Raw genomic sequence first — 23,550 nt, 5'->3', positions numbered from 1 at the left:
CCGGTCATACCCTTCATCATCTTGCCGCCCGCGCTGTCATCGAAGTATTCAGTGGCTGAACGCAGCGTGATGTCGTGCTTGTAGAGGAGGGTGTCAGTCGTCATCTGATCGAAGTTATTTCTGGCGAAGCGGTTCAGTTTGTAGACCAGAAACACTCCAACACGCTTCTTGTTATTGACGCAGTAGCGTATTGCCTCTTGGAACTTTGGTCGCTTGGTAGTCTTCGCCGATTCCCCCTCTTCGACGAAGACCTTTGCTACCTCGTATCCATGTCGTGCCGCCCATTCACGGCAGATTCGCTCTTGTGTTTCGAGGCTATAGTTTTCTACCTGTTCTGCTGTGGATACTCGGCAATAGATTACTAAGGTGTTCTTAGACATGCTTCGGTTTCCCCTCGGCAGCTATGCCGGAAAAATTGTGGGGCTGCTCGCTTGAACAGCCCCGCGACCACTATGCGGCCCTCGTAAGCTCGCTGTCAGCGATCTCAGCCCCGATGATGCATAGCGCGCTGTGGGGCTCAGACTTGACGGTCCGCGTTCTTAGATACTCAGCTACGAGTAGTTCGGCTAGCGCATAGAGTGTGTCTCGAACTGCTTCCACTCGCTCGTCGCTGCTCGTAGCCTGTCGGTCTAGGAACTTGCGGCACTTGCTCACACTCAGCCGTGTGTCGCTGTGACCTAGCTCCTTCCCTGCCGGTGTTGCTAGTGAAGGAGCGGACCGCGCCCTGTCTGACATCAATTACAAGGAGCGGTTCTCTTGATTGACCATATGGAGACATTATAGTCCTGATAGTGTTACATTAAAATACAACGAATCATGTCACAAGAAAATAAAGTTGTTGCGATGAACTTGTTCGATGTCCCCACGACGGTTCTCTACCGACCGGTTCCAGGAGTCTGGCGTCTGCGGCGGAACAGAAAAGTCTCGGTGCCGATTGGCTCCGGCAAGTACGAGCACCCAATGCGACTCTACTTCTTCTCTGCAAAGCGATCCTTTTTCAACCCCACGCTCGAAAAACCGCTAGACGCGTGGGCGGCAAGAGATCAGTTCCTGCGAGCCAGCACGAATGCAGAGCTACTACAGTTCCTGAATGGCACTGGATCTTTCACGCTTCAGATAGGGATGAAAGGGCAGGGGTTTTGGAGTTTTGAGCTGTTGAGGCGATGCCAAGACGTGTTCCGTCAATTCCTCCTGATTCGCCCGCCCCGGTGGTCGGCGTGGCTTAATGAACAGGGAATCGCCTACAGGCAGGTCGCAGTGGCCTTCATGGCCTATTCCAGCGCGACAGCAGACTTGCGGTGGGTAGCGAAACATCAGGTCATTGCTTTGAACGCTGAAGATGCGTTCTCCGCGATCTATTTCTCTATCTATCTCGATCAGACCAGAGGGGCGTTATTCAAGTCCTGCGCCCGAAAGGATTGCAGGAAGTCATTTGAACTGACTTCGCTTCACAAACGGAAGTTTTGCAGCCCGTATTGTGCTCACCTTGAAACCGTCCGGCGTAGCCGTAGGAAGAAGGAGGAGACTTCCGCATAGTGTGCAGAACCCTTCCGAAGGGCTTCCGAAAACCGCCCTTAGGAGGCCAGAAGCGGTTCGCGGAAAGCTTCGGATTTCCGGGCTGTATTTGCAAGCTGCTGATTCTAAAGGGAGAGTTTGGAGTGGCACTCCGAAATGGGAGGAATTGTGAGACCTTAAGACTGTCGTAAACCATTGCTGATCAGCTACTTAGGAGGATCTGCGACAAGTGGATGCTTGCAGAAAACGGTTATGTTCGCGCATAAACCCCACATTTCGCTGTTCCTCTGGCCCCGGCAAGGAGTATGACTAGCCACCATGAGCACAGCAACAATCGCTGTCTTACAGCTTTCAGACGCTAAGGAGATGTCCGAGGAGCTGTCCCGCCTACAGCAAGAGATGGGGATTGTGCTGCAATACACAGTCACCCTGCGGGCGAGTCATCCACTTCATTTTCCGAACACGAGTTACGGGTATGCCATGTGTCTATTCAGCAAAATCGACCTATTCTCCCAATACTGGTTCCCGCAGGTTGCTCCTCAGACGGACCGCATGAAGGAGTTCCTCGTGCAATGCCTCGGTTATGGCCCACAGGAGACTCTCGTTGCAATAAAGATGTGGCGACACGGTCTCATGCACACGTCACAGCCGAGGGTGTTAGTCGATCAAGTCTCAGGTCAACGATACGACTGGCTGTTGCAACATCAACTTCCGCAGACCAAGCATTGGGTTCTTGAGCCGGGCGACGAAAAAATGATCTTGAACTTGGGACTGATGAATCTGGCCGAGGACCTAAAGACCGGTTTCGGGAAGATCGTGGCCGATCTGCCGAACAGGGCGGATATCTTGGGAAGTTGGGCAGGTGTTTCAAGCCGTATCAGGCAGTTCTGACATCATGCGATTTCAGACCATTGGTGAAGTCTACGAGCGACTGAAGGGTCCCGAGCCGCTCAACGAGGCAGAAGTCCGGGGCATGTTGCCATTCTTGGGCGTCCTCAACGCCGAAGCTACTAGACGCATAGAAGCAGACCTTGCTCTCCAAACCATCTCAGCGGTTCGCGGTTTCGATAGAAGCAGTCAGAGGCTGAGCCGCTGGCTGCTCTGGCTCACTGTAGCGATTGCCGTCATGACCGCGGCGATTGGTGTCATGACCGCGGTTCAGACCTACTTCCACATCAATCGTTAGAGGACACTCCGATGCGCGTCTTGTGCGGATTATTGACCTTCAGCCTCGCGTTGCTGGGACGACCCCTGTTCCAACAGGCAGGTTTGCCACTGAATGAGCTAGATAAGGTGTATCAAGATGAAAGTCACTGCCTAGTTGGGCCGGAGATACGTGGCACCGGCGATCAGCCAATTTCCTGCTATTGCAGGGATGCCATCGTGGATGCGCGATACGTCTACACAACCTATCTCCTGACCGGCAAGGACACAAACCTGAACGGGGCTTATCTGTCGCTGGAGACGACCGCACGACGGATGTGTGGCGGTGCAGAGGGCACCCTACGAGCGGCAACAGCTACGGACTGGCAGTGGAAGGGGCCCGAGGTTAAGCGTACCTATCCGTCAGATAGCGAGGTCGAGCGCATCAAGCCGGACAGCCGGGGCTTCCGAACTGTCCCGTACAAAGTGCAACTGACTTTTAGGGATTCACGAGGCCATGTGACTAAGGTTGAGGCTTTCAGGGCAACGGAGAGAGAGCTAGTGAAGAAGTGAAAGCCCCAGCGAGATTAACGATATTGAGCCTTCTACTGCTTGCCGTCGCCTTCTTTGGCCTCGCCTGTGAACGGCAGACACCTAGCCCCAAAGAGCCGCCTCGGGAAGAAGTCCAAGAACTGACAATCACGCTAGGCGGCTTCCTGCCGGGGCAGCCTGAGTCCGAGAAGATCGACGGAACCTGTGGACTAGATTTAACTCGAACAGTTCTCACCTGCGACGTGTACAACGGGCTGCCGAAGTGGAAGATTAGAGAGCTGACGTTCATTGTGGGCCGTGCACCCTACGAGGACGCCGATAGACGATATTATCGAGTGCCAGCGTCGATTGAGCCTCTGAGCACCGAGCAGTTAACCATTAGGCTCGGGCAGACGTTACCACCAGATGATGTCATAAACCTTCGGCAGCGAAAGCCCACTACCATTCACCACTGGATGTGGCAGATCGTGGGGGCCAGAGGAGTTGTGGCTCGCTGACCTGTGCACACTGTGCAAATGTTGAGGAGCGTACGAACGGAAAAACATGATTGCATACAACTTCAAAGCTAATCACTCAGATCACACGATTAACCTAAGCTATGATGGCGTACAACACGAGTGGCAAGTCAATACGGACAAGAACGTGCCAGTCCGCATTGATGGTGGTGTTGGGCATGTCAGAACCTTGAAGGCCGCGCAGACAGAAGCGCACAGTTGGTTTCACGCCCAACACGGCGCGAAATGCGACGGTGACTTGGTGTGGCAAAACTTGGGCACGGATTCCCACGCTTGCCCAACATGCAGCAATCCAGTGCTGGACACTTCTAATCGAGCGGATGGCGGTGGTGCTGTTTCCTGCCGAGACTGCGGTTGGGAAATCGAGTTCTCCCGCGAAGAGGTCGACGCTTACGGCAAGAAGTAAGCTACGAGCAGTTAGGAATCCATGCGGGGCCGTGGAAACCTGTTGACAGCCCCTCAATCCCCATAAAACTTGCGAGCTACCTGCGCTGTATGGAGCGATCAAAGCGCGCCCTACCATGACCATCTTCTATGTTCCATACAGCGTAGGGATAGGAAGACAGGCCGATCTTCCCGCTGTGCTAGTCGATGCAGATGGGTGCTTCGACCGGCATAGTGTTTCTCTATCCTTCTAAGTTGCTGATTCTCCGTAGAGCGTCGAGCTTTCGCAACAACGAGACAATTCGGTTCCAAGTCGAGGCGGCTGGGGACGCCAAATCCACACATCGATGAGATGAATGCTTCGCGGCTGCCCATTGTCAGGGCAGCAAGCCGTAGACGTCCAGCTGCGTCTGCGTCCCGACGTAGACTTTGCCGTTGGCCACCGTGGGCACGGTGAATTTCACCGCCGGCCCAGCCTGGTCGCGCGCGGCATTGCCGGCGCTCGAGTAGATCTCGCTTGCCGTAGTGGCATCCGCGGCGTGGAGCACGGCAGGGCCGCCGCTGCTGTAGCCATCGACTTGCAGCTCCCAAACGATGCCGTTGGCCGTCCCGTTCGCCGAGATGGTGGGCGTCGCGCCGGGAAAGCCAAAGGTCGGCGACCCTCGCGCCGTGGGAGTGCTCGAGAGCGATCCGCCGGAGAGCGTGAACACCTTGAGCAGGTCGCGAATGCCGTGGAGGTAGACGCGTCCGTTGAAATAAGCGGGCGTGCCGAAAGCAGCGCCCATCGCGCCCGGCAGCGACTGTACGATCTGAGTATCGCCGGCGGCGTTGAAGTGCCCCATGTTGTCGCGGTCGAGAAGATAGATGGTGCCTTGTTTGCCGGCGCCGAGCAGCAGGTGCGCCGTGCCCACGCTCTGATCGGGGAGCAGCAGCGGACCGCTGGAACCCAGGTCGGCGTCCGTGGATTCGAGGATGGCCTGGTTGAAAGGGGTGAAGTAGTCGCTCGGTGTGAGCACGCCGCCGGGTGCAGCGAGCCGGATGTAGCTATCGCCGTAGCCGGTGCCGCCGAGCGAGGCGTTGAAGGTGCCGTTCCCGGTGACTACGTAGACGTTGCCGGCGGCGTCGGCTGCAGGACCGTTGCCGGCCTGCCAGATGCCGCCGCGCGATCCGTTGGGGGTGGTGTTGAACGCCGAGAGCTGCGCCAGCGTAGCGGCGTTATAGGCGAGCACCCAGCCGTGGTAGGGGTCGTTGTCGCCATGGGAAGCGAAGGCGATGTAGATGACACCATGATCGAGCAGCAGCGCGGGGCGCTGGTGCTCGCGCAACGCGAGAAAAGGCACGCTCCCGCCGCCATTGTTGCCGTCGCCGGTGCCCGGCACCGCGGCGGTGAGCAGCACGGGCCCGCCGAACTTCTCCGTCCCGGTGGCAAGATCGAGCGCGTGCAGGCGAAAGGCGTAGGCCGGCCCGGCTGACTTCGTTTTTGCGACCACGTACAGCGTACCGCTGGCGGCGTCGATCACCGGCGTGCCGGTGATGCCGATCTCGGGCACGATATCCGGGGAGCCCACGTCGGCATTCGGCACCGTGGTCACGCCGGCGGAGAGGAAGCTCACGCGCCAGAGCGGGATGGTGGTGCGTCCATCAGCGTCGAAGGCATAGACGCTGTCGTGCTGGGTCGCGACGTAGACCACGTTGTGAAATCCCTGGCCGGGGATGGCAAGATTCGCCACGTACAGCGGTTGCGCGTAGATGTATCCGTCCACGGTATAGGTGAAGAGCTTGCCAAAGGTGGAGGGCGTGACGTTCGCGGAGGAAAGCACCGTCTCGCCCAGGTTCTGCCCGGTGCGCAGATTGTCATTGTGATAGGTGAAGGCGCCGGCGTAGTTGGTGACGTGCAGCGTGGACGAATCGCTCTTCGAGGCATCGGCAACGCTGGTGGCCACGATGGTATGCATGCCGGCGGCGGCCGGTGGCGTGTAGACGCCGGTCGCGTCGATCGTCCCCACGGTGGCGTTGCCACCGGCAACGCCATCCACCGCCCAGGTGACAGTGGTGTTGCTGGAATTCTCCACTGTGGCGGTGAACTGCTGCGTCTGGGTGTAGGTCACCGCAGCGGCTTGCGGCGTGAGCCGCACCGCGATGGCTTGCGGGAGCGGCGGCGGGCCGCCACCGTCATTACTCGCGCCGCCGCCGCCACAGCCGGCGGTGAAGGCGATCGCAAAGCACACCGATAGCGCAGAAAATAGTCGCGTTGTCATGGTCTGCAAGTCGCCGAGTATAAGCGGACTGCGGTGCGCCGCGGCAAAGCTCTTGGGGGAGCAGGGCGAAAAAAAGCCCCGCCGGTGCGGCGGGGCATTGATCGATGTAGCGGTACGGGGCGGCGAGGCGCCGCCCCGGTTGAGGTTTACCAGCTGTAGCGCACGGCAAACTGGATCTGTCGCGGATCATGTGCGGACTTGATCTTGCCGAAGTCCGGGTTCACCGAGACGCCGTCCGTGCTCAGCAAACTGATCGGATTGTAGAAGTTCTCTGCTCCGAACAGGTTGTAGAACTCCGAACGGATGCTCAGCATCTTGCCCTCGCCCCCGATGGGGAAATTCTTCTGCACACCGAGGTTGATGGTGCTGAACATGGGACCGGTGAACTGGTTCCGTGACGTGTTGCCATTGCAGGACATGCCGGTTGAGCCGTCGCTGGCGAAGAAGACGCCGTTAGACGGGAGCGCAGGGCCGCAGGTGTTGAAAGCGGTGTCGAGGTTGGTGACCGAGATCGCGTTGTTCGGATCGGTGGAGGTGGTTACCGCACCGGTCGCATTTGCGCGCTGGCTCAGTTCGCCGCCGACGAGCGAATAGATGGTGTACGGCTGACCGCTCTGTGCCATCGCGATACCCGAGATCTGCCAGTAGTCGAGCCACTTCGACCAACCCCATTTCTTCTGGAGCGAGGGAACATCCCACGTCCAGTCCATCACAAAGCGATGGTTGGTGTTGTAGTCCGACGGTCCCCAGTCATTCCGCAGGAAATTGTTCGGGTCCTGCGGGATGTTGTAGGGCGTGGTGATCACGCCACCCTGGCCGGTCGTGGTCAGAGCGGAGACAGCACCACCGAACGCGGGCGCACCGCCCACGCCGAGGACGTCGGCTCCGCACGAGACCGGGTTATCGGACACGAAGATCTGCGCGCCGCAACCGAAACCGAACAGCGTGAGCGGCAGACTGGGGAAGACCAGCGCCGAGGCGTTGTCGTGAGCGTGCGAGAACGTGTAGGTACCGTTCACACGCAACCCATGCCAATCTGCCGCTCTCACGCGGAGGAAGGCCGAGTTGTAATGCGACGTGCCCTGGTTGGTCTGCATGAATACCGGCGCGAACGAGTTGTTGTCGCAGGCGCCAGAGAACGCACCCGACGAGTTGCAGAACCACTCGTTGTTGAAGCCCTGGTTGAAGAACACCGGCAGGTTGTCACCATAGGTTCCAACGTAGCCAGCCTCAGCCACGAGCTTGCTCGAGAACTGGTGTTGGATGGAGGCATTGATCTGCCAGGTGCGAGGCTGACCATCCTCGAAGCGGTCGCGCGCATACATCGCGCCCGGCTGCACCGCGGACTGGTAGAACTGTCCGGGGATGCCCAAGACGCTTTGGGTGACCATCACCGCTGGATCGAGCGTGGAAGTTCCCCACGCGCCAAAGGACCCCGCACCATTGAACGTGTCGCCGTAGATCGCCTGCGGCAACTGCGTTGCGCCGGTGCCGGGAACGAACGGAGTGGTGGGGCGGTTGTACATCAACTGGCTGGTGTAGCTGGTGGGCTCGCGGTCGTAGAACATGCCGGCGCCGACACGCGCCACCGTGTTGCCATCACCGAAGATGTCCCACGCCATGCCGACGCGCGGCATGAAGTTGGTCCAGTTGGTGGCCGACAGACCGGGATCGCCATGCGCTTGGCAATCCCAACCATTGGTGGAGCTTAGTCCTGGATCGAAGGGGTAGATAGCACTCGAACCGAGACCGGTACACGCATTCCCGAGCTGATCGACCACCGCAGTGCCGCCCTGCTGGACCAGACCATTGGCGGTCGGGTCGAAGTTCCACAGATTGTTGTGTTGCTCGAGCGGACGAGAGTAGTACTCCCACCGCACGCCCAGGGTCACGGTCAGGCGCTGATGCGCGTGGAAGGTGTCCTCGGCGAAGAGCGCCACTGCATGAGAATGCAGATCGATGTCCCACGGCTTGAAGTTCTTCTGCGCATAGTCGAACGACGGGAACCCGAACGCGACGCCGCACGACTCGTTGCAGTCTTCCGAGGCGCTGGTGAACTGACCGATGTTGCCGGAGTACACCAAGCCGCGGTTCAGGCCACCATCCTGCACGTTGTTCAAGAAGTGGCGATACTCACCACCGAACTTGAACTGGTGACGGCCCTTGGTCCACGACACGCTATCCGCCGCGAACCATGACCAGTCCTCATGCACGCTGGGCGCGTAGAGCGGCGCGCCGATGCGAGCCATGGGGAACAGGCCATCGAGGCCGGGTGCGGCCATCGGGCTGCTCGAGCCGTTCCAGAACCAGTCTTCCCAACCCGCGATGGCGCCGTTCACGAACGGGACCGCGCCGCTGTACTGCGGATCGATGCCGGCGAGGGCGAAGGTCATCATCTGCGGATTGACGAAGCCAAGTGTGGTGGCGTCGAAGTTGCGGTCCTGCGGACGCTCCTTCAGGTTGAAGCGGTTGAATCCGGCGTGCGCCTCGTTCAACAGCGACGAACTGAAGATGTGCGTGTAGGTCATGTTCAGGTTCTGGTTGAGCGCATTGCGGTCCGAACCGTTGCCGGGATAGGCGCCGCTTGCCGGCAGGGTGTTGTCATGCAACTGGTCAAGCCACTGGCCCACCCAGCGCACCCCCCACGTGTCGTTCTGACTGTGGATCCAGTCCGCGCGGCCGAGCAGGTTGTGCACCATGGTGTGGTTCGCCGCTTCACCCTGAAAGAACTCCAGAGCGTTGGGCACCGCGATCACGTTGGCGGCCGGGAAGAGGCCGAGGATGTTCTGTCCCAGGGTGTAGTTCAGATCGCTAGGACCGAAGCCGAACGTGCCCGTCCCGTAGGGGTCATAGGTCTTGTCGAACGTGGAAGGGACGCGCTCGAAGATCGGGTTGGGATTGTCGATGTGCGTGCCTTCATAGCCGGCGAACATGAAGAGTCTGTTCTTCAGGATCGGCCCGCCGATGTTGGCGCCGAACTGCTGCGACTGCCACGGCGCCTTGAACTGATCGTTGCTGGCGCGGATCGCAGCCGGGTCGAACAAGGTGTTGCAGGTCGCCGCCGTTCCGTCGGTGCAGTAGCCGGTAAAGGCCGCCGTCGCGACGTAGTCGTTGTAAAACTGCGGGTAGATGGTCAACGCCGGGGAGGTGGTGCTGCCCGCGCGCGCGGCTGCCTGGTCGAAGGTGCCGCCGTTATAAACGGAGAGTGGACTGTCGCCATTGAGCTGGTCGGCGCCAAAATAACCGAACGCGGCGCCGTGCCAGTTGTTCCCCCCGCGTTTGGTGACCACGTTGACGGTGCCACCGTTGCCGTTGCCATACTCGGCGGTGCCGGCCGACGAAACCACCGAGAATTCCTGGATGGCGTCGTTGACTTGGAAAGGGACTGCCTGGTTCGAGCTGGAGGCGCGATTGTCCGCGCCATCGAGGACGAATGCGTTCCCAGTCGAGCGGTTACCGGCCACGCTGAACGAAGCCTGGCCGAGCGGATCGGCGGCGCCGGAATCATGCGTGTGCGGCGTGAGCGTGCCCAGGGTGAGGAAGTTGCGGTTATAGAGCGGGAGCGAACGCAGCTGGTCGCCGGTGATCACTCCACTCTGCGCCGTCGCTACCTTCTCGGTGGTCACGGCCATCTCTTTGGCTGAGGTCTCGACCGCCTTGGGCGTGGCCTGTGCCTTCAGCGCGGGGACGATCACACTCTCCTCGCCGACGTTCACGGTGATGCCGCCGCGGATGTCGATGGTCTTGCCGTCTTGCAACGCGGTCACTTTGTAACCGGATGCCGGCGGCACCTCGCTGAATGTGTACGTGCCATCGGAAGCCGTGGTGGCCGCGCGCGAAAAGGCGATCGCCGGATTTTCCAGCGTCACTTTCACGCCCGCCAAAGGCTTAGCCGAGGCGTCGTAGACGGTCCCGTACACCACCGCGTTCTGCGATGCAGCGAACGCCATCGCCGCGCACAGCAGAAGCGCGGAGCATAGGACCAGAGACTTGAAAATCTTACTCATGTCGCCTCCAAAGGGATTTACGCCAAATCACAAGTGCTGCAAGCATGGAATAAAGACACAACGGAAAAGCGCACGCGCTCATCCGGTGAACGATGAATAACGTTGCGTTGGCCCGGTGTCCCTGAAAAATCGATTTTCGCTTCTGGGGAATGGCGAAAAAATCTAGCGCACAACTGCTTTGCCGTCTGCATTGTGCTGGATGTGCGCATCTTGAATATCACTAACCGAACGCAGATGCCAGTCAAAAATCGGGGTAAGTGGTCAAAGAATCATCGCCTAGGCCGGTTCAGGTGCGTACGCTAGCGCACCCTAGGACAAGAACCTTAGAGGCTTTCCAAGGTCGAAAGACCGCAGGGGAATGCCCTCTGGCGCGCGGCAACAGGCGCGTCATCACCCTCGCGCTCACCATCAACTTGAGCGCATCCGCATGGTAGATTTAGCAGACGCGGGTGCGTAGCTCAGTTGGTAGAGCAATGCCCTTTTAAGGCATGGGTCGCAGGTTCGAGTCCTGCCGCACTCACCACAAAATCGGGCTTCCCGGTCGCGGGAAGCCCTTTCTCGTTTGGGTCCGGATCAAGCGCCTGAACTAGGTGCGCGCGCCGGCCGGCTTCAGCACCGTCCGCGCCGCCACCACCAGCGCCTGTTGCAGGTCGTGCAGGTGACTCTCCCCGGTCAGGTAGCTGATGATCATCATGCGGATCACGCTGCGTCCGTTGACGTTGGTCAGTGAGATCCAGCGGCGCCCGTCGCGCGTGACCTCTTCCACCACCGCCGCGTTCGCGCGCGCGACGTCGGCCTCGGACATCGTCGTCCCCGGCAACTGCACACGGAAGTTCAGGATGGGCAGCACCTGCGGCGCGGCCATCTCGAAGGCGTCCGAGCGCTCGATCCATTCCCGCATCTGCCGCGCGAGCTCGAGCTGGCGGTGGATGAGCTCTTCGTAGGCCTTGCGTCCGTGGACGCGCAGCGTGAGCCAGAATTTGAGCGAGTTCATGCGCCGCGACCACTGCGTGCTCACCTTGAAGTTGTCGATCAGGTGCGTGCCGCGGATGGCCTGCGCTGCGGACATGGTCGTTCCCACGTTGGGCATGTACGGCGTCGCGACCGCGAACGCGGTTGCGAGCAGTTCCGGGCGCGAGGTGAGGATCACGCCCGCGGCGAACGGCATGGCCAGCCATTTGTGCGGATCGATGGTCACCGAGTCCGCGCGCTCGATGCCGCGGACGAGGTTGCGATGCTGGTCGCTGAAGACTGCCGCCGCGCCGTACGCGCCGTCCACGTGCAGCCAGAGACCGTGCTTCGCGCACAGGCCGGCCAACGCAACGATGTCGTCGACCGCGCCCGAGTTCGTGGTGCCGGCGGTCGAGACGACGCAGAACGGGATGTCGCCCGCGCGCTGGTCGGCCACGATCATGGCCTCGAGCTTCGCCGCGTCCATCTGGACATTTTCGTTGACCGCGACGCGACGCAGTGCGTTGCGGCCGAGCCCCAGCAGTCCCGCCGACTTATCGAGAGAATGGTGCGCTTCCGCCGAGGCGTAAAACACCGGCCTGGCCCCGATGGAGGCTACGCCGTCATCGACGGCTTGCGGAAACCGCGCCGCCAGCGCGAGCGCGAGCGCGCTGAAGTTGGCTTCGTTGCCGCCCGAGGTGAAGGTGCCGTCAAACGGTTTGCCATTCCCATGGCCGTTTCCCCAGATGCGCTCGCCGATCCAGCGTACCGTCTCGTTCTCGATCTTCGAAGCCAGCTGCGAGCGCGCGAGGGTGGCGAGTTGCGGATTGAGCGCTGAGACCAGCGCCTCGGCCAAGACGGCGACGTATGTCGGCGTGGGGTTCATCAGGCCAAAGTAGTTTGCCGCCGGCACGTGGAAACCTTTGTGCACCAGCTCGTCGCACACTTCATCGAGCACGTGCTCGGGCTGGAGGCCGAGCTCGGGCATCTTGTCGGTGAGCTGTCCGAAAGTGCGCTGTTCGAGAGGGAGCTGTACGGGACGATCCGGCAGGGAAGAGAAGTACTGGTTGATGTGGTCGATCAGCTTGTAGCCAAGCCGCCGCCGCTCTTCTGCGTTCAGATCAAAACGTTCTGCGTCAAAGTCAAATCCCATAAAAGGGTACCTGCTTCGGTTGGCCGCTAGTGCTTCGGTCGTTGGTCGTTGGTCTTTTGGTCGCTGTGGTCTTTAGAACTTGGATCGTCGGCTTCCCGGAGGATAGCCGCGCCCATCAGTAGGATGCCTGAAGCGCCGAAAAGTACCAAATCATTCGGCTAGCGCTTGAGCGCGGCCGGGAACGGTCCTTGCGATTTACTTTTCGGGGTCCTTTTTCTCGTTTTTTTCCGCAACCCCCGTGGCGGCTGCGGGCTCGCCTGCGTCCGCGCTTTCCGCCCGCGGACGCAGCAGCGGGAACAGGATGACGTCGCGGATGGACTTTGAATCGGTGAGCAGCATGGTCAGGCGGTCGATGCCGATACCGTATCCCGCCGCCGGCGGCATGCCATAGCTGAGCGCGCGGACGTAATCGTGGTCCACCTGCGACATTGCTTCTTCGTCGCCGCGCTCCTTGGCTGCGACTTGCTCCTCGAAGCGCCGCAACTGATCTTCGGGATCGTTCAACTCGCTGAAGGCGTTGCCGACCTCAAGTCCGCCGATGAAGACCTCGAAACGCTCCACCCAGTCGGGCTCGTCCGGCTTGGGCTTGGAGAGGGGAGAGATATCGAGCGGGAAGTCGTAGAGGATCGTCGGCTGGATGAGGTGTTCTTCGGCGACCGTATCGAAGAGCGTGGCGATGGTCTTGCCTTTGGGATCTTTCGGATCGTAGGGCATGTGGGAATGGGAGGCGTGGAAGCGCTTGACGAGCGCGTCCACCGACTTCGCATCGGCGAAATCGGACATCGCCGGTTTCGCGCCCGCCGCTTCCGGCCAGTACTTGATGATGGCTTCGCGCATGGAGAGCCGCTGCCAGCCGGCGAAATCGAATTCCTTCTCGCCGAACTTCGCCTTCGTCGTGCCATTCACTTCCTGCGCGACGAAGGGAAAGAATTCTTCGGTGAGGTCCATCAGATCTTTGTAGTCCGAGTACGCCTGGTAGAACTCGAGCATGGTGAACTCGGGATTGTGCTGCGTCGAGATGCCCTCATTGCGGAAGTTGCGATTGATCTCGTAGACGCGGTCGAGCCCGCCCACCGTCAGCCGTTTGAGATATAGCTCGGGCGCGATGCGCAGGTAGAGATCGAGGTCGAGCGTGTTGTGGTGGGTGGAGAAAGGCTTCGCTGCCGCGCCGCCGTAGATGGGCTGCATCATCGGCGTCTCCACTTCCACGTAGCCGCGCGCGTCGAAGAATCTGCGCACTGCCTGTACCAGCTTGGCGCGCTTCACGAAGACTTCGCGGACCTCGGGATTCATGATGAGGTCGACGTAGCGCTGGCGATAACGCAGCTCCACGTCTTGCAACCCGTGCCACTTCTCCGGCAGCGGCAACAGCGACTTCGCCAGGAAGGTCATCTGAGCGACGTGTACGGTAAGCTCGCCCGTGCGGGTGCGGAAGAGGTATCCCTTCACTCCGATCTGGTCGCCGAGATCGAGCAGCTTGTAGAGCGCCCAGCCGGTTTCGCCGACGTCATCTTTCTTCACGTAGATCTGCAGCTGCTTGCCACCCTGCTGCAGGTGCGCGAAGCCGGCCTTGCCCATCACGCGGATCGCCATGATGCGTCCGGCGACGCTCACCTCCACGCGCGCCTTCTCGAGCTCCTCCGCTGGTTTCGGGGTGAACTCGTCGAGGATCTGCGGCACCGTATGCGTGGTCGCGTACTTGCGCGGATACGCTTCCTGGCCGAGGGCCTGGATCTGCTTCAGCTTCTCGAGGCGCAGCTCGTAGATCTTCTGGTCAAGGGCCAAAGCGACAGACTCTCCGTGGTGGGAACGCTGGAACGATGGGACGATGGATTATAAACGGCGCGGGATTATAAACGGCGCGCTGCCGCGATCAGAGTCCGAGCATGAAGACCGGAGCGCAGGCCGCGAGCGCGGCGGCGACTTGCAGTGCCAGTACCACGAGGGCCTGGCGCGGAGCGCGCGGGAGCCATTGGATGGCAAAGAACGCGACGATCGGCGCCTGCGCCACCATGAGGATCTGGAAGAGGTGAGCGGCGGTCCCTTCGTCGGCTTCACGGAAGAGCCCATGGCGGAGGAACACAGCGAGTATCACGGTGAGGACGGCGAGCGACATGGCCACGGGAAGCCACGCGCTGGGTTTTTTGATGATGGTCGATAAGCTCGTCCCCATCTCTTCCATCTCTCCGCCTCCGAGACCAGAAGTGTAAAGCACTTTTCGTGGTAGAGCAACAAGCACTGCTCTCCACCGGCGAGTCGCCCGCCTCCGCCTGATCGCTGCTTGCGATTTGTTACTCTGCTCTCGTGAGCCGCTCGCTCAAAGCGCACGTCCTGCTGGTGCTGAACACGCTGGTCTGGGGCGTGACCTTCGTCGTCATCAAAGACGCGCTGGCCGAGATCTCTCCGCTTTACTTCAACGCCGTGCGCATGACGCTCGCGGCCGTGTGCCTCGCCGCCGTCTACTGGCGCTCTCTGCTGCGCCTGGGTGTGCGCAAAGGTGACGAAGGCGCCCGCGCCACCTGGATCGCCGGCGCCGTGCTCGGACTCTTCCTTTGGGGCGGCTATGAGTTCCAGACGACCGGACTGGTGCTGACCACGCCGTCGAAGTCCGCCTTCCTGACTGGGCTATCCGTGGTGCTCGTGCCCGTGTTCCTGAGCCTGATCTGGCGCCGCAAGGTCAATCACTGGACGGTGACCGGAGTGCTCGCCGCGTTCGTCGGACTGTATCTGCTGACCGTGCCCGCGGGCGAGACCATGTTCGATATTTCGAGCGTGAATCGCGGTGACCTGCTGACCGTCGGGTGCGCCATCGCCTTCGCCTTCCACATCATCTTCCTCGGACGCGCTACCAAGAAGCACCCCTTCGAGCAGCTCGCCGTGCTGCAGACCGCCTTCGCCGCCCTGCTGATGTGGCTTACCGTCCCCATACTCGAGCGGCCGCACGCGGTCTGGAGCCCGCGCGTGGTGTGGGCCATCCTCGTCACCGGCGTGCTGTGCACCGCGGTGGCCTTCAGTATCCAGGCTTGGGCGCAGCAGTTCACTCCTCCTACCCACACCGCCCTCATCTTCGCGCTCGAGCCGGTGTTTGCCTGGCTCACGTCTTACGTGGTGCTGCACGAGCGCTTGGGAGGCCGTGCGGCGGCGGGCGCAGCGCTGATCTTGGGCGGCATCCTGCTCTCTGAGCTGTTGGGACGGGTAGTGGAGCCGCAGCCCGGCGTGCTGGCCCCCGCAGAGCTTGAAGAAGAAGGCAGTTAGCAGATTGTTTGTAGCTCATTGATATTTTTGATAACGAAATGTTACCTGGATGCGTCTAAAGACTGGTAGGCCTGTCCCCACAAATCCAAAAAAGGGAAGACGACCGGCAGTTATAATCAGGTGTTGGCCGCTATTGAGGCCGAAGGAAAGAAGGACTATGGATCCCCGTTTTACCGCCGCCTGGCAAAAGATGAAGGCGCGCCGCCTGGGTTCGACGTTCCTGGTGGTCGCGACACTCGCCTTCGGAATACTTATTGGGACCGTGATCACGCACGGCGTGAAGGGCAAGGAGCCGGGGCCGAACTCGGCTGACGCCACTCCGCTGCAGATGCCGGCGCCGCAGCAGCTTTCGAATGCGTTCTCGCAGATCGCCAAGCAGCTCGAGCCCACGGTCGTGAACATCAACACCGAATCCACCATCAAGGCGCCGAAGCGCCGCCCGCGCCAGCCCGGACAGGGGCAGGAGGACGATCCCTTCCAGGATTTCTTCGACCGCTTCTTCGGCAGCCCCGACCAGGGCCAGGGTCCCGGCGGTCAGGGTAGCCCAGAAGGCATGCGCCAGCGCTCACTCGGCTCCGGCGTGATCGTGGACTCGAAGGGTTACATCGTGACCAACGCGCACGTGGTGGAGCGTGCGGACCGCATCCGCGTGAAGCTGATGGACGATCCGCAGGGCGCCGCCGGGCATGACGCGAAGGTCATCGGCGTGGACCGCGAGACCGATCTCGCGGTGATCAAGATCGATGCGGGGCGGGCGCTGCCCTCCGCCAAGCTCGGCAACTCCGATTCCATGAACGTGGGCGACTGGGTGCTTGCCATCGGCAGCCCGTTCGGCCTCGAAGAGTCGGTCACCGCCGGCATTGTCTCGGCCAAGGGACGCAACATCGTCCCGCGGCAGCAGTTCCAGTCGTTCATCCAGACCGACGCGGCCATCAACCCCGGCAATTCCGGCGGACCGCTGGTCAACATGGCGGGTGAGGTCATCGGCATCAACACCGCCATCTTCACGCAGTCGTCCGGATATCAAGGTGTCGGTTTCGCCATGCCGTCGAGCACCGTGCTCACGGTCTATAACCAGCTTATCTCGCCGGAGCATCGCGTGACCCGCGGCTCCATCGGCATCGAGTTCAACGCCGTTCCCAACCCGGCGGTCGCGCGCATCTATGGCGTGAACGACGGCGTGACGGTCGCGAACGTGCGGCCCGGCAGCCCGGCGGACCAGGCCGGCGTCAAGGTCGGCGACACCATCACCGCGGTAGACGGCAGGGGCGTGAAGTCCGGTGACGAGCTGGTGAACTACATCTCCAGCCTGAAGCCAGGCTACAAAGCCAAGGTCAACTACGTCCGCAACGGCAAGTCGGATAGCACCAGCGTCACCATCGCCGATCGCGCCAAGCTATTCAGCGATCGGTCCGGTGAAGAGGATGAGGAAGCCGACAACTCGCAGCCGCAGGATAGCCGCTTCGGCATCTCAGTGCGCAACGTCACGCCCGACATCGCTTCGCGGCTCGACATCCCCGCCAACCGGGGCGTGATCGTGGCAGAAGTGAAGCCCAGTAGCTTCGGTGAGGATGTGGGACTCAGCCGCGGCGACGTGGTCCTCGAGATCAATCGCCAACCGGTCAACTCCGACGACGACTTCCGCCGTATCCAGGGCACGCTCAAGAGCGGGCAGGACGTTGTCTTCCTCGTACGCCAAGGCAGGGGCCGCAGCGCGGGCACCATCTTCCTGGCCGGTACGTTGCCGTAAACCAACGCCGGACCCTTCGGCCCCTCAGGGGGCCGGAGGGCAACCGCCGTCTGGTACCCGCGGTCTAGGTACCAGCCTGCGTGGTTCCCGTTGTCTAGTACCCCGTTGTCAAGTACCCCCCAGGGTTACGAAGAGACATGTACCACGGAAGCAATCTTGTCTCTGGCGCACCGGCGTCAGATGTGAAATGATGCCGCAGTTCTGAATCCCAATGCAGCTACGGTTTCAACCAGCGCCACCTCCGGCGCCGGCGCAAAGGTGTTTTGTCGAAGCATTTATTTTGGCCGATTCTGTCGAACCTAAGAGGTGTTGTTTGCATAGTTCCAAACGGAGTCCCAAACAAAGTCCCAAACAAAGTCCCAAACGAACCATCCAGATCGCATTCGCGATATTCTGCCTGGCGCTGTTAGCCGCCGCGCCGGCCTCGGCCCGCACTACGAAGAAGTCAGGCCACAAAGCCACCAAGACATCGGTTAAGTCCGGAAAACACGGCAAAGGCAAAGTGAGGCGGGTCGCCCGGGGCGCGTGGAAGCGCCACGGTCAGCAGGGCATCAAGGAAGACCGCACCCGCGCCATCCAGTCGGCGCTCATCCGCGAACGCTACCTCGATGGCGACGTCAACGGCGTGTGGGACACCCGCACCCAGGCCGCCATGCAGAGATTCCAGTCCGACAATGGATGGCAATCGAAAGTGCTGCCCGATGCGCGCGCGCTCATCAAGCTCGGCCTCGGTCCTGACCACACCGGATTACTGAATCCCGAGACCGCCGCCATCCCAACGATAAGCACTACGGCAGGGAAGTCGTCGGCCGGCACAGGAAACATCCAGCAGTAGCGAGTCAGTCTTGAGCAAGCGCCCGCCACGGCGGGCGCTTTCGCTTTTGCAGGCCGGTGGCTCGGCGCGCAGTCGGGGGTGCCACGTTTGGTTTTCTCTTTATGAAGGGTCATGCTGAGGAACCGAGGGGCCCCCAGCCGGGGTATCGGCGACGAAGCATCTCAGGTCTTCAGCCTCCACGGGGAGCCGGTTTGACTGGTGTGGGATAACCTACTGCGGCAGGACAGCCGCTCGGCTCTCCCACCCTCTTGATCACTCCATCAAGCTCGGGTGCCCCATCCTTTGCGGAGCAGGTCCATCGCGCAGCAAAGGGTGGGAGCGACAATCTCGGCGCCACCTCAATCGGCGACCTGGAATGGGGTCCCCTTTCAGCTCTTCGCGCCCTCGACGGGTCGGGACAGACTCTTGGCCTCCCACCCTTTGCTCCGCCAAAACCCCGGCTGCGCAAAGGATGGGGCACCCTCAGTTTCGCGCAGCGATATACTTTTGGCCTTTATGAGAGAGGGTGGGCCACCCGCCTGTAACAAGGTCACAAGGGGGCGGGAATGGAGGACTATTGCATGGCAGACCACTGGGTTTGCGAAGGGGATAATTCCGCATCGGGTATCCCGATCCGTGATGCACTGATTACAAACGGGAAATCCCCGAGAGGGAGAGAGGGGGTGTATCCCGATGGCGGACCAGGTGAGGCCAACGCCTTTTGGAGAGCCTTTAACCACGAAGGTAACGAAGTCTCACGAAGGTTTTGCTTTTTCCCTCTTCGCGTTCCTTCGTGACCTTCGTGGTTCATGCTTTTGGGTAGGTTTCGAATGGATCAATGAACCAATGGCTCAACGCAGCCCGGCGTCCCGCGCGCGCTTGATCTCGACCACCGCCACCCACTCGCCGCCGCGACGCTCCTGAAAGACGATCTCGCCGCCCAGCAGTTGCGCGGCGAACTCGGGCGGCAGGTCCTGGTGGTCGTCGAAGAAGCGCTTCTGCTGGCGCTCCCACCAGTCCCAATGGAACATGTTCTGTAACCCGCGCGCCGGCGCGTACTTGGTCGAGAACAGCAGCGCGACATCGTAGGGCGCTGACACCGAAGCGTGTTGAGCGAGCTGGATCTGTTCGAGCGAGAAGTCGTTGATGCGGACCACGGGGATCGGTGTCTTCACGTAGCCGAGATACGGCTTGGTCAGCTCGTCGCTCGCCGGCCACGCCGTCAGCACGCGCGCGCCAGAATGGAGATGGCGCTGTTCGATCATGGCCTCCGCCTGCACGTGCAGCAGGATGAAATCGCGGTAGGCGAGGTTATCCTCGGGTGCGATGCGATAGGGCGGCGCGATGAACCAGCTCGCCACGAAGGTGGCGCAGACGGCCGCGATCGCCACCTGCCAGCCGCGCACGCGCCGCCATAGCGTCGCGACGCAGACCAGGATCACCAGCGGGACCACCGGCAGCATGTAGCGCGCCAGCACGGCGCCGCCGACCAGCGACAGCGCCACCACATACGCCGCGGTCGTTACTCCGAAAGTCAGCTGGTGTGAAAGCGAGATGCGCTGGCGATTGTGCAGCGGCGGCAGAAACATCGCCACGCCCGTCGCCGCCGTCAGCACGAAGAGGTTCATGTGTCCCACGACCTGCCACAGGCGTTGGATCGCGGCGAGCAGGAAGCGCAGCGGGTCGAGCGTTGCGGTGACGTTGTAGCGCACGAACTCGGGATTGCCGAAGATGTATCCCGTCTGCTCGTAGTGGTAGGCGAACCAAAGCGCGAGGGGGACTACGGGCACGAGCAGAGTGGCAGCTTTGCCCAGCGAGATGCTTCGTCGCTGCGAGCTCGCTGGAGAAACCGCTCGCTCGCGACGCTCCCCAGCATGACCCTTCAAGAAGGGAAGCGAACTCTGCAAAAACGCGCGCAGCACTTCCCATGCGAACAACGCCGCCGGCGCGATGATGGCCGTCTCCTTACTCAATGCCGCCAGCGAGAACATCAGCGCGCACATCCAGCGCCGGTCTTCGCAGTAATAGCTCAGCGCCCAAAGGGTGAATGCGGCGGCGGCCACGTCCAGGTGCGCGAGCGAGCTCTGCATGAAGAAGACGGAGTAGAGCGCGGTGCACGCGACCGTCGCCGTTGCGACGGCAGCATTCGAAACGACCAGCGCGAGCCGGAAGAGGCCGAGCAGCGCAAATCCAGCGCACAGCAGCATGGCTGTCCTGGTGACCGCCGGGGTGAAAGCCGATGTCGTCCATGCGGAGAGCTTCCACCACAGCGCGAGCCACGCCATCACCAGGGGCGGATGCGCGTTCGATATTGTCGCTTGCGGGATGAGCGCGCCGTGCAGGTAGAGGTCGTGCGCTGCGGGGATGTAGTAGCCGGCTTCGTCCCAGAAGTAAGGCAGGCGCAGGAGCGGCGCGTGCAGCGCAAATAGAGCGGTGAATATGACCGCGAAGACGAGCACCGGAGCGAGCGGCCAGCGCGGCGCGGCTTGCGGCGTCGTCATCGTCGTTTGCATAACCAGACGCTGGGTTTGCGTAACCAGACGCTAGTTGATGATCCCAGCGGAGGCCATGCGCGGGTCGAGCTTGATCTCGCCAAACGTCTTCTCGTAGTTGGTGACGTTCTGCTCCAGGATCGCGTGCAACGCCTTCGCCTGTTGCGGGCTCAAGTAGACACCCTGGAAGTTGCGGACCTCGACCTCGTTCGGCGTCTGCTGTTGCAGCGTGCCGAAGACGAGGAAAAAGTCCCACACGTTCACGCGGATCTGCACGCTGTTGGCGTAGCTCTCGCGGTAGTCCTCACTCTGGGTCAGCTTGATCTCGGGCTGGTTCGGATTGTTGGGATTCGCCATAGGAAGGACTCCGCTGCCGATACTAGCAGAAGCATATTGGTGCGAAAGGAGGGACTCGAACCCCCACGGGTTTCCCCGCCAGATCCTAAGTCTGGTGCGTCTGCCAATTCCGCCACTCTCGCACAACTGAAGCACACGTCTCGCACAGACACACGGACGTGCGACGTGCGTCGTGCGTCGTACCTTGAAATTATAAACGGGATAAAGGCACGGGCCATCGTCTGCGAATGACGCTGGGCAAACGCCCGCGGGACTGCCTGTGACCCCGGCGGCGTCAACCGGAGGCCGACGACTACATCTTCTGGATGCCGTCGTAGACCAGCAGCCCGACCAGCAGCGCCAGTAGCGCGCCCGAGCCCGCCATCGTCGCGCGCACGTAGGGTTGCAGGCGGTCGATCTTGTGGATCAACTCCGTCTGCTCCTGCTGCATCTGCGATTCAGCTTCGTCGAGGAATAGCTGATCGTCTTCGTGCATTGTCAGCGTGCCGCGGTAGATCAGCAGGATGACGAGCACGGTCGTTACCGCGCCCCACGCCGTCGCGAGCGCGACCATGAATGGTGTCCATTCCACCATGTGACACCTCGCTCTCTCTTTCGCCTGCCCCCACGCCCGTCCCGCAGGCGGGGCGGTGCGCCACTCAGAGGGCCTATACCGCAAATTATAGCCCCGCTGTCCGGCCCTGCGAACCGCTTTATTTGGATTTTCGCCGCCGCCAAAAGTTTTCCTGGGTGCGCGGGAGGCCGGTTTTACCGGTGGGTGGAGGCGGAATACCAGTTGCGCCATGCCGCCGCGTCCTCGCCCAGGCTCTGGCCGGTGATATCGCGCAGGGCCTGAAAGATCCACTTGTGCGTGGCCGCGTCGAGCGCGGGATCGTCGGCGTAGTCGAGCAATTCGGGGACAGCCTGCATGCGCTGCGCATGGTCCAGCATGCCTGACTGTGCCAGGCTGCACGCCGCGCGCTCGCGGACGCGCGCCGAACTGTCATTGCGCAAGACCTCCAGTAGCGGAGCGATGGACTCGTCCTGCCCGGTCAAAGCCAGGCCCTCGACCGCCCAGTAGCGGGCCTCTTCTTGCGAGTCATGCAGATAACTGACCAGCGTTTGCCGCGCGCGGTCAGCTTCGACGCCGCGGTTGGCCAGCTCGCCCAGTGCCCAGAGGGCGCCGGTGCGGTGCGCGCCGCCGGGTTCGGCGGCGGTGATCATCTTGTCCACCATCTCGGGCGTCTTGGGGGTGCCGCGCGCGGCCATATCCACCTCTAGCGCCGCTGCGCGCACGCGCAGGTCGTTCGAGTTCAGCGCCGCGGTGACCAGCGCCCACAAGCGCTGGTCTTCATGGATCTTGCCGCGCCAACCCGCAACGCGTTTCTCGATCTGCTCGGCCGCGCCTGCGTCGTGATTGATGGCGCGCTCCAGCAGGCGCTGCGCCTGCACCTGTGGAGGCAAACCGTCGAGTCCCTCGATTTCGTCTTCGGAAAGGTTTGCCGGCCCCGCCGTGACCGGCTCGCCGGCGAGTCCTAGCCTGACCTTCAAGTCTGCCCAGGCCGCCTGCACGGTGTCGGCTTTCAGGTAGAAGAGCCCGCACACTAACATCACGGCGGTCGCGACCACGATGATCTTCAGCCGCTTCTGCTGGCCCGCGGTATCCACCTCGGCGGAGTAGCCCTCGGGCTCGAGCTGGGCCTCCGTGGCGTTCAGATGCTGCGGATCCTCCGCCGGCGGCGGCGGCTGTTTTGCCGGCGGAAAGAACAGCGGATCGCGGTCGGAGTCGGACATCTAGTTGATTTAGCCCCGGTTGATTTTAGCCCTGTCAGATTCTAGCCCCTCTCTAAGAACGCAGAGGGTTTCGGGGCTTGCGGGCTGCGGGTTAACAACTTGCGCCCCCATGGCGCGGAACGTCATCTAAGATATTGAGCGCATTTGCTATAATCGTTATAGATCTTAGGAGAAGAGAAGCATGTCTTGTTCAACCCCATTGACGTCAGCTCCCACGGCCCAGCCGCAGACTGGCGAAAAGAAGGCTGCGCTGAGCCTCACCCCGAACGCCGTCGTGAAGGTCAAAGAGATCATGACGCAGCAGGACCCAGTCCCCAGCGGACTGCGCATGGGCGTGGTCGGTGGCGGCTGCTCCGGCTTCTCATACTCGATGTCGTTCGAGAACTCGGCCGGCATGATGGACAAGGTCATCACCTTCGACGGCCTGAAAGTCTTCGTGGACGCCACTTCGATGATGTACCTCGCTGGTTGCGTGGTCGACTACGTGGAGACGCTCGAGGGCGCGGGCTTCAAGTTCGAGAACCCGAACGTGAAGTCGACCTGCGGTTGCGGTTCTTCGTTCAGCGTATAAGGTTTTTGAGATTCAAAGCCTCGCCCCCGGGCGAGGCTTTTGTTTTGGGGAGCGCCGGCG

Annotated in this window: 18 protein-coding genes and 2 tRNA genes; 10 read left to right on the top strand and 10 right to left on the bottom strand. The window is 61.4% G+C overall.

What is annotated here, in order from left to right; all coding sequences use genetic code 11:
* Nucleotides 1-816 precede the first annotated feature (816 nt).
* From M3P27_05430 to M3P27_05410, 5 genes are all read left to right on the top strand, one after another.
* Nucleotides 817-1,536 (top strand): hypothetical protein, encoded by a 720-nt coding sequence (locus tag M3P27_05430; GenBank protein ID MDP9267752.1) that lies wholly within the window; start codon nt 817-819, stop codon nt 1,534-1,536.
* Between the two features lie 297 nt (nt 1,537-1,833).
* Entirely contained in the window at nt 1,834-2,406 is a 573-nt protein-coding gene (locus tag M3P27_05425) for a hypothetical protein (GenBank protein MDP9267751.1), read from the top strand.
* Between the two features lie 4 nt (nt 2,407-2,410).
* Entirely contained in the window at nt 2,411-2,701 is a 291-nt protein-coding gene (locus M3P27_05420) for a hypothetical protein (protein MDP9267750.1), read from the top strand.
* An 11-nt stretch (nt 2,702-2,712) separates the two neighbouring features.
* Nucleotides 2,713-3,231 (top strand): hypothetical protein, encoded by a 519-nt coding sequence (locus tag M3P27_05415; GenBank protein MDP9267749.1) that lies wholly within the window; start codon nt 2,713-2,715, stop codon nt 3,229-3,231.
* Nucleotides 3,232-3,753: 522 nt separating this feature from the next.
* Entirely contained in the window at nt 3,754-4,131 is a 378-nt protein-coding gene (locus M3P27_05410; protein MDP9267748.1) for a hypothetical protein, read from the top strand.
* A 355-nt stretch (nt 4,132-4,486) separates the two neighbouring features.
* Here M3P27_05410 and M3P27_05405 read toward each other — a convergent pair whose 3' ends face one another.
* Nucleotides 4,487-6,367: a pyrrolo-quinoline quinone gene (locus tag M3P27_05405; GenBank protein ID MDP9267747.1), complete on the bottom strand. Its 1,881-nt coding sequence runs from the start codon at nt 6,365-6,367 to the stop codon at nt 4,487-4,489.
* 146 nt (nt 6,368-6,513) lie between these two features.
* Nucleotides 6,514-10,374: a carboxypeptidase regulatory-like domain-containing protein gene (locus M3P27_05400; GenBank protein ID MDP9267746.1), complete on the bottom strand. Its 3,861-nt coding sequence runs from the start codon at nt 10,372-10,374 to the stop codon at nt 6,514-6,516.
* Between the two features lie 447 nt (nt 10,375-10,821).
* Here M3P27_05400 and M3P27_05395 point away from each other — a divergent pair.
* Nucleotides 10,822-10,897 (top strand) — tRNA-Lys (locus M3P27_05395).
* Between the two features lie 63 nt (nt 10,898-10,960).
* Here the strand turns inward: M3P27_05395 and M3P27_05390 are convergent.
* From M3P27_05390 to M3P27_05380, 3 genes are all read right to left on the bottom strand, one after another.
* On the bottom strand, nt 10,961-12,478 hold the full coding sequence (locus tag M3P27_05390; GenBank protein ID MDP9267745.1) for a pyridoxal-dependent decarboxylase: 1,518 nt from the start codon (nt 12,476-12,478) through the stop codon (nt 10,961-10,963).
* A gap of 195 nt (nt 12,479-12,673) precedes the next feature.
* Nucleotides 12,674-14,263 (bottom strand): lysine--tRNA ligase, encoded by a 1,590-nt coding sequence (gene lysS, locus M3P27_05385; protein ID MDP9267744.1) that lies wholly within the window; start codon nt 14,261-14,263, stop codon nt 12,674-12,676.
* An 88-nt stretch (nt 14,264-14,351) separates the two neighbouring features.
* Nucleotides 14,352-14,651, bottom strand: a complete 300-nt coding sequence (locus M3P27_05380; protein MDP9267743.1) for a hypothetical protein — start codon at nt 14,649-14,651, stop codon at nt 14,352-14,354.
* 131 nt (nt 14,652-14,782) lie between these two features.
* Between M3P27_05380 and M3P27_05375 the strand changes: the two genes are divergently transcribed.
* The 3 genes from M3P27_05375 to M3P27_05365 all read left to right on the top strand — a co-directional run bounded on the left by M3P27_05375 (nt 14,783) and on the right by M3P27_05365 (nt 18,318).
* Entirely contained in the window at nt 14,783-15,733 is a 951-nt protein-coding gene (locus M3P27_05375; protein ID MDP9267742.1) for a DMT family transporter, read from the top strand.
* A 157-nt stretch (nt 15,734-15,890) separates the two neighbouring features.
* Nucleotides 15,891-17,483: a Do family serine endopeptidase gene (locus M3P27_05370; protein ID MDP9267741.1), complete on the top strand. Its 1,593-nt coding sequence runs from the start codon at nt 15,891-15,893 to the stop codon at nt 17,481-17,483.
* A gap of 502 nt (nt 17,484-17,985) precedes the next feature.
* Nucleotides 17,986-18,318, top strand: a complete 333-nt coding sequence (locus tag M3P27_05365; protein MDP9267740.1) for a peptidoglycan-binding protein — start codon at nt 17,986-17,988, stop codon at nt 18,316-18,318.
* A gap of 830 nt (nt 18,319-19,148) precedes the next feature.
* On the opposite strand, the gene M3P27_05360 is transcribed toward M3P27_05365, so the two are convergent.
* From M3P27_05360 to M3P27_05340, 5 genes are all read right to left on the bottom strand, one after another.
* Nucleotides 19,149-20,810 (bottom strand): glycosyltransferase, encoded by a 1,662-nt coding sequence (locus M3P27_05360; protein MDP9267739.1) that lies wholly within the window; start codon nt 20,808-20,810, stop codon nt 19,149-19,151.
* Between the two features lie 30 nt (nt 20,811-20,840).
* Entirely contained in the window at nt 20,841-21,146 is a 306-nt protein-coding gene (locus tag M3P27_05355) for a DUF3467 domain-containing protein (GenBank protein MDP9267738.1), read from the bottom strand.
* A gap of 37 nt (nt 21,147-21,183) precedes the next feature.
* A tRNA-Leu gene (locus M3P27_05350) sits at nt 21,184-21,268 on the bottom strand.
* 170 nt (nt 21,269-21,438) lie between these two features.
* The gene (locus M3P27_05345; GenBank protein ID MDP9267737.1) at nt 21,439-21,720 is read right to left on the bottom strand and encodes a hypothetical protein; all 282 of its coding nucleotides are present in this window, start codon (nt 21,718-21,720) and stop codon (nt 21,439-21,441) included.
* A gap of 173 nt (nt 21,721-21,893) precedes the next feature.
* Nucleotides 21,894-22,919: a HEAT repeat domain-containing protein gene (locus tag M3P27_05340; protein ID MDP9267736.1), complete on the bottom strand. Its 1,026-nt coding sequence runs from the start codon at nt 22,917-22,919 to the stop codon at nt 21,894-21,896.
* A 292-nt stretch (nt 22,920-23,211) separates the two neighbouring features.
* On the opposite strand from M3P27_05340, the gene M3P27_05335 reads away from it, so the two are divergent.
* Nucleotides 23,212-23,490, top strand: a complete 279-nt coding sequence (locus M3P27_05335; protein MDP9267735.1) for an iron-sulfur cluster assembly accessory protein — start codon at nt 23,212-23,214, stop codon at nt 23,488-23,490.
* Nucleotides 23,491-23,550 lie beyond the last annotated feature (60 nt).

Source organism: Acidobacteriota bacterium, from assembly GCA_030774055.1.
Lineage (GTDB): Bacteria > Acidobacteriota > Terriglobia > Terriglobales > Acidobacteriaceae > JACPNR01.
Note: the sequence above shows the minus strand (reverse complement) of the source record. Positions and strands in the feature narration are given on the sequence as shown.

Excerpts from the sequence above, each read along its gene's own strand:
- M3P27_05430 (MDP9267752.1), top strand. The coding sequence starts at position 817 with ATGTCACAAGAAAATAAAGTTGTTGCGATGAACTTGTTCGATGTCCCC.
- M3P27_05425 (MDP9267751.1), top strand. The coding sequence starts at position 1,834 with ATGAGCACAGCAACAATCGCTGTCTTACAGCTTTCAGACGCTAAGGAG.
- M3P27_05420 (MDP9267750.1), top strand. The coding sequence starts at position 2,411 with ATGCGATTTCAGACCATTGGTGAAGTCTACGAGCGACTGAAGGGTCCC.
- M3P27_05415 (MDP9267749.1), top strand. The coding sequence starts at position 2,713 with ATGCGCGTCTTGTGCGGATTATTGACCTTCAGCCTCGCGTTGCTGGGA.
- M3P27_05410 (MDP9267748.1), top strand. The coding sequence starts at position 3,754 with ATGATTGCATACAACTTCAAAGCTAATCACTCAGATCACACGATTAAC.
- M3P27_05405 (MDP9267747.1), bottom strand. The coding sequence starts at position 6,367 with ATGACAACGCGACTATTTTCTGCGCTATCGGTGTGCTTTGCGATCGCC.
- M3P27_05400 (MDP9267746.1), bottom strand. The coding sequence starts at position 10,374 with ATGAGTAAGATTTTCAAGTCTCTGGTCCTATGCTCCGCGCTTCTGCTG.
- M3P27_05390 (MDP9267745.1), bottom strand. The coding sequence starts at position 12,478 with ATGGGATTTGACTTTGACGCAGAACGTTTTGATCTGAACGCAGAAGAG.
- M3P27_05380 (MDP9267743.1), bottom strand. The coding sequence starts at position 14,651 with ATGGGGACGAGCTTATCGACCATCATCAAAAAACCCAGCGCGTGGCTT.
- M3P27_05370 (MDP9267741.1), top strand. The coding sequence starts at position 15,891 with ATGGATCCCCGTTTTACCGCCGCCTGGCAAAAGATGAAGGCGCGCCGC.
- M3P27_05360 (MDP9267739.1), bottom strand. The coding sequence starts at position 20,810 with ATGCAAACGACGATGACGACGCCGCAAGCCGCGCCGCGCTGGCCGCTC.
- M3P27_05355 (MDP9267738.1), bottom strand. The coding sequence starts at position 21,146 with ATGGCGAATCCCAACAATCCGAACCAGCCCGAGATCAAGCTGACCCAG.
- M3P27_05345 (MDP9267737.1), bottom strand. The coding sequence starts at position 21,720 with ATGGTGGAATGGACACCATTCATGGTCGCGCTCGCGACGGCGTGGGGC.
- M3P27_05340 (MDP9267736.1), bottom strand. The coding sequence starts at position 22,919 with ATGTCCGACTCCGACCGCGATCCGCTGTTCTTTCCGCCGGCAAAACAG.
- M3P27_05335 (MDP9267735.1), top strand. The coding sequence starts at position 23,212 with ATGACGCAGCAGGACCCAGTCCCCAGCGGACTGCGCATGGGCGTGGTC.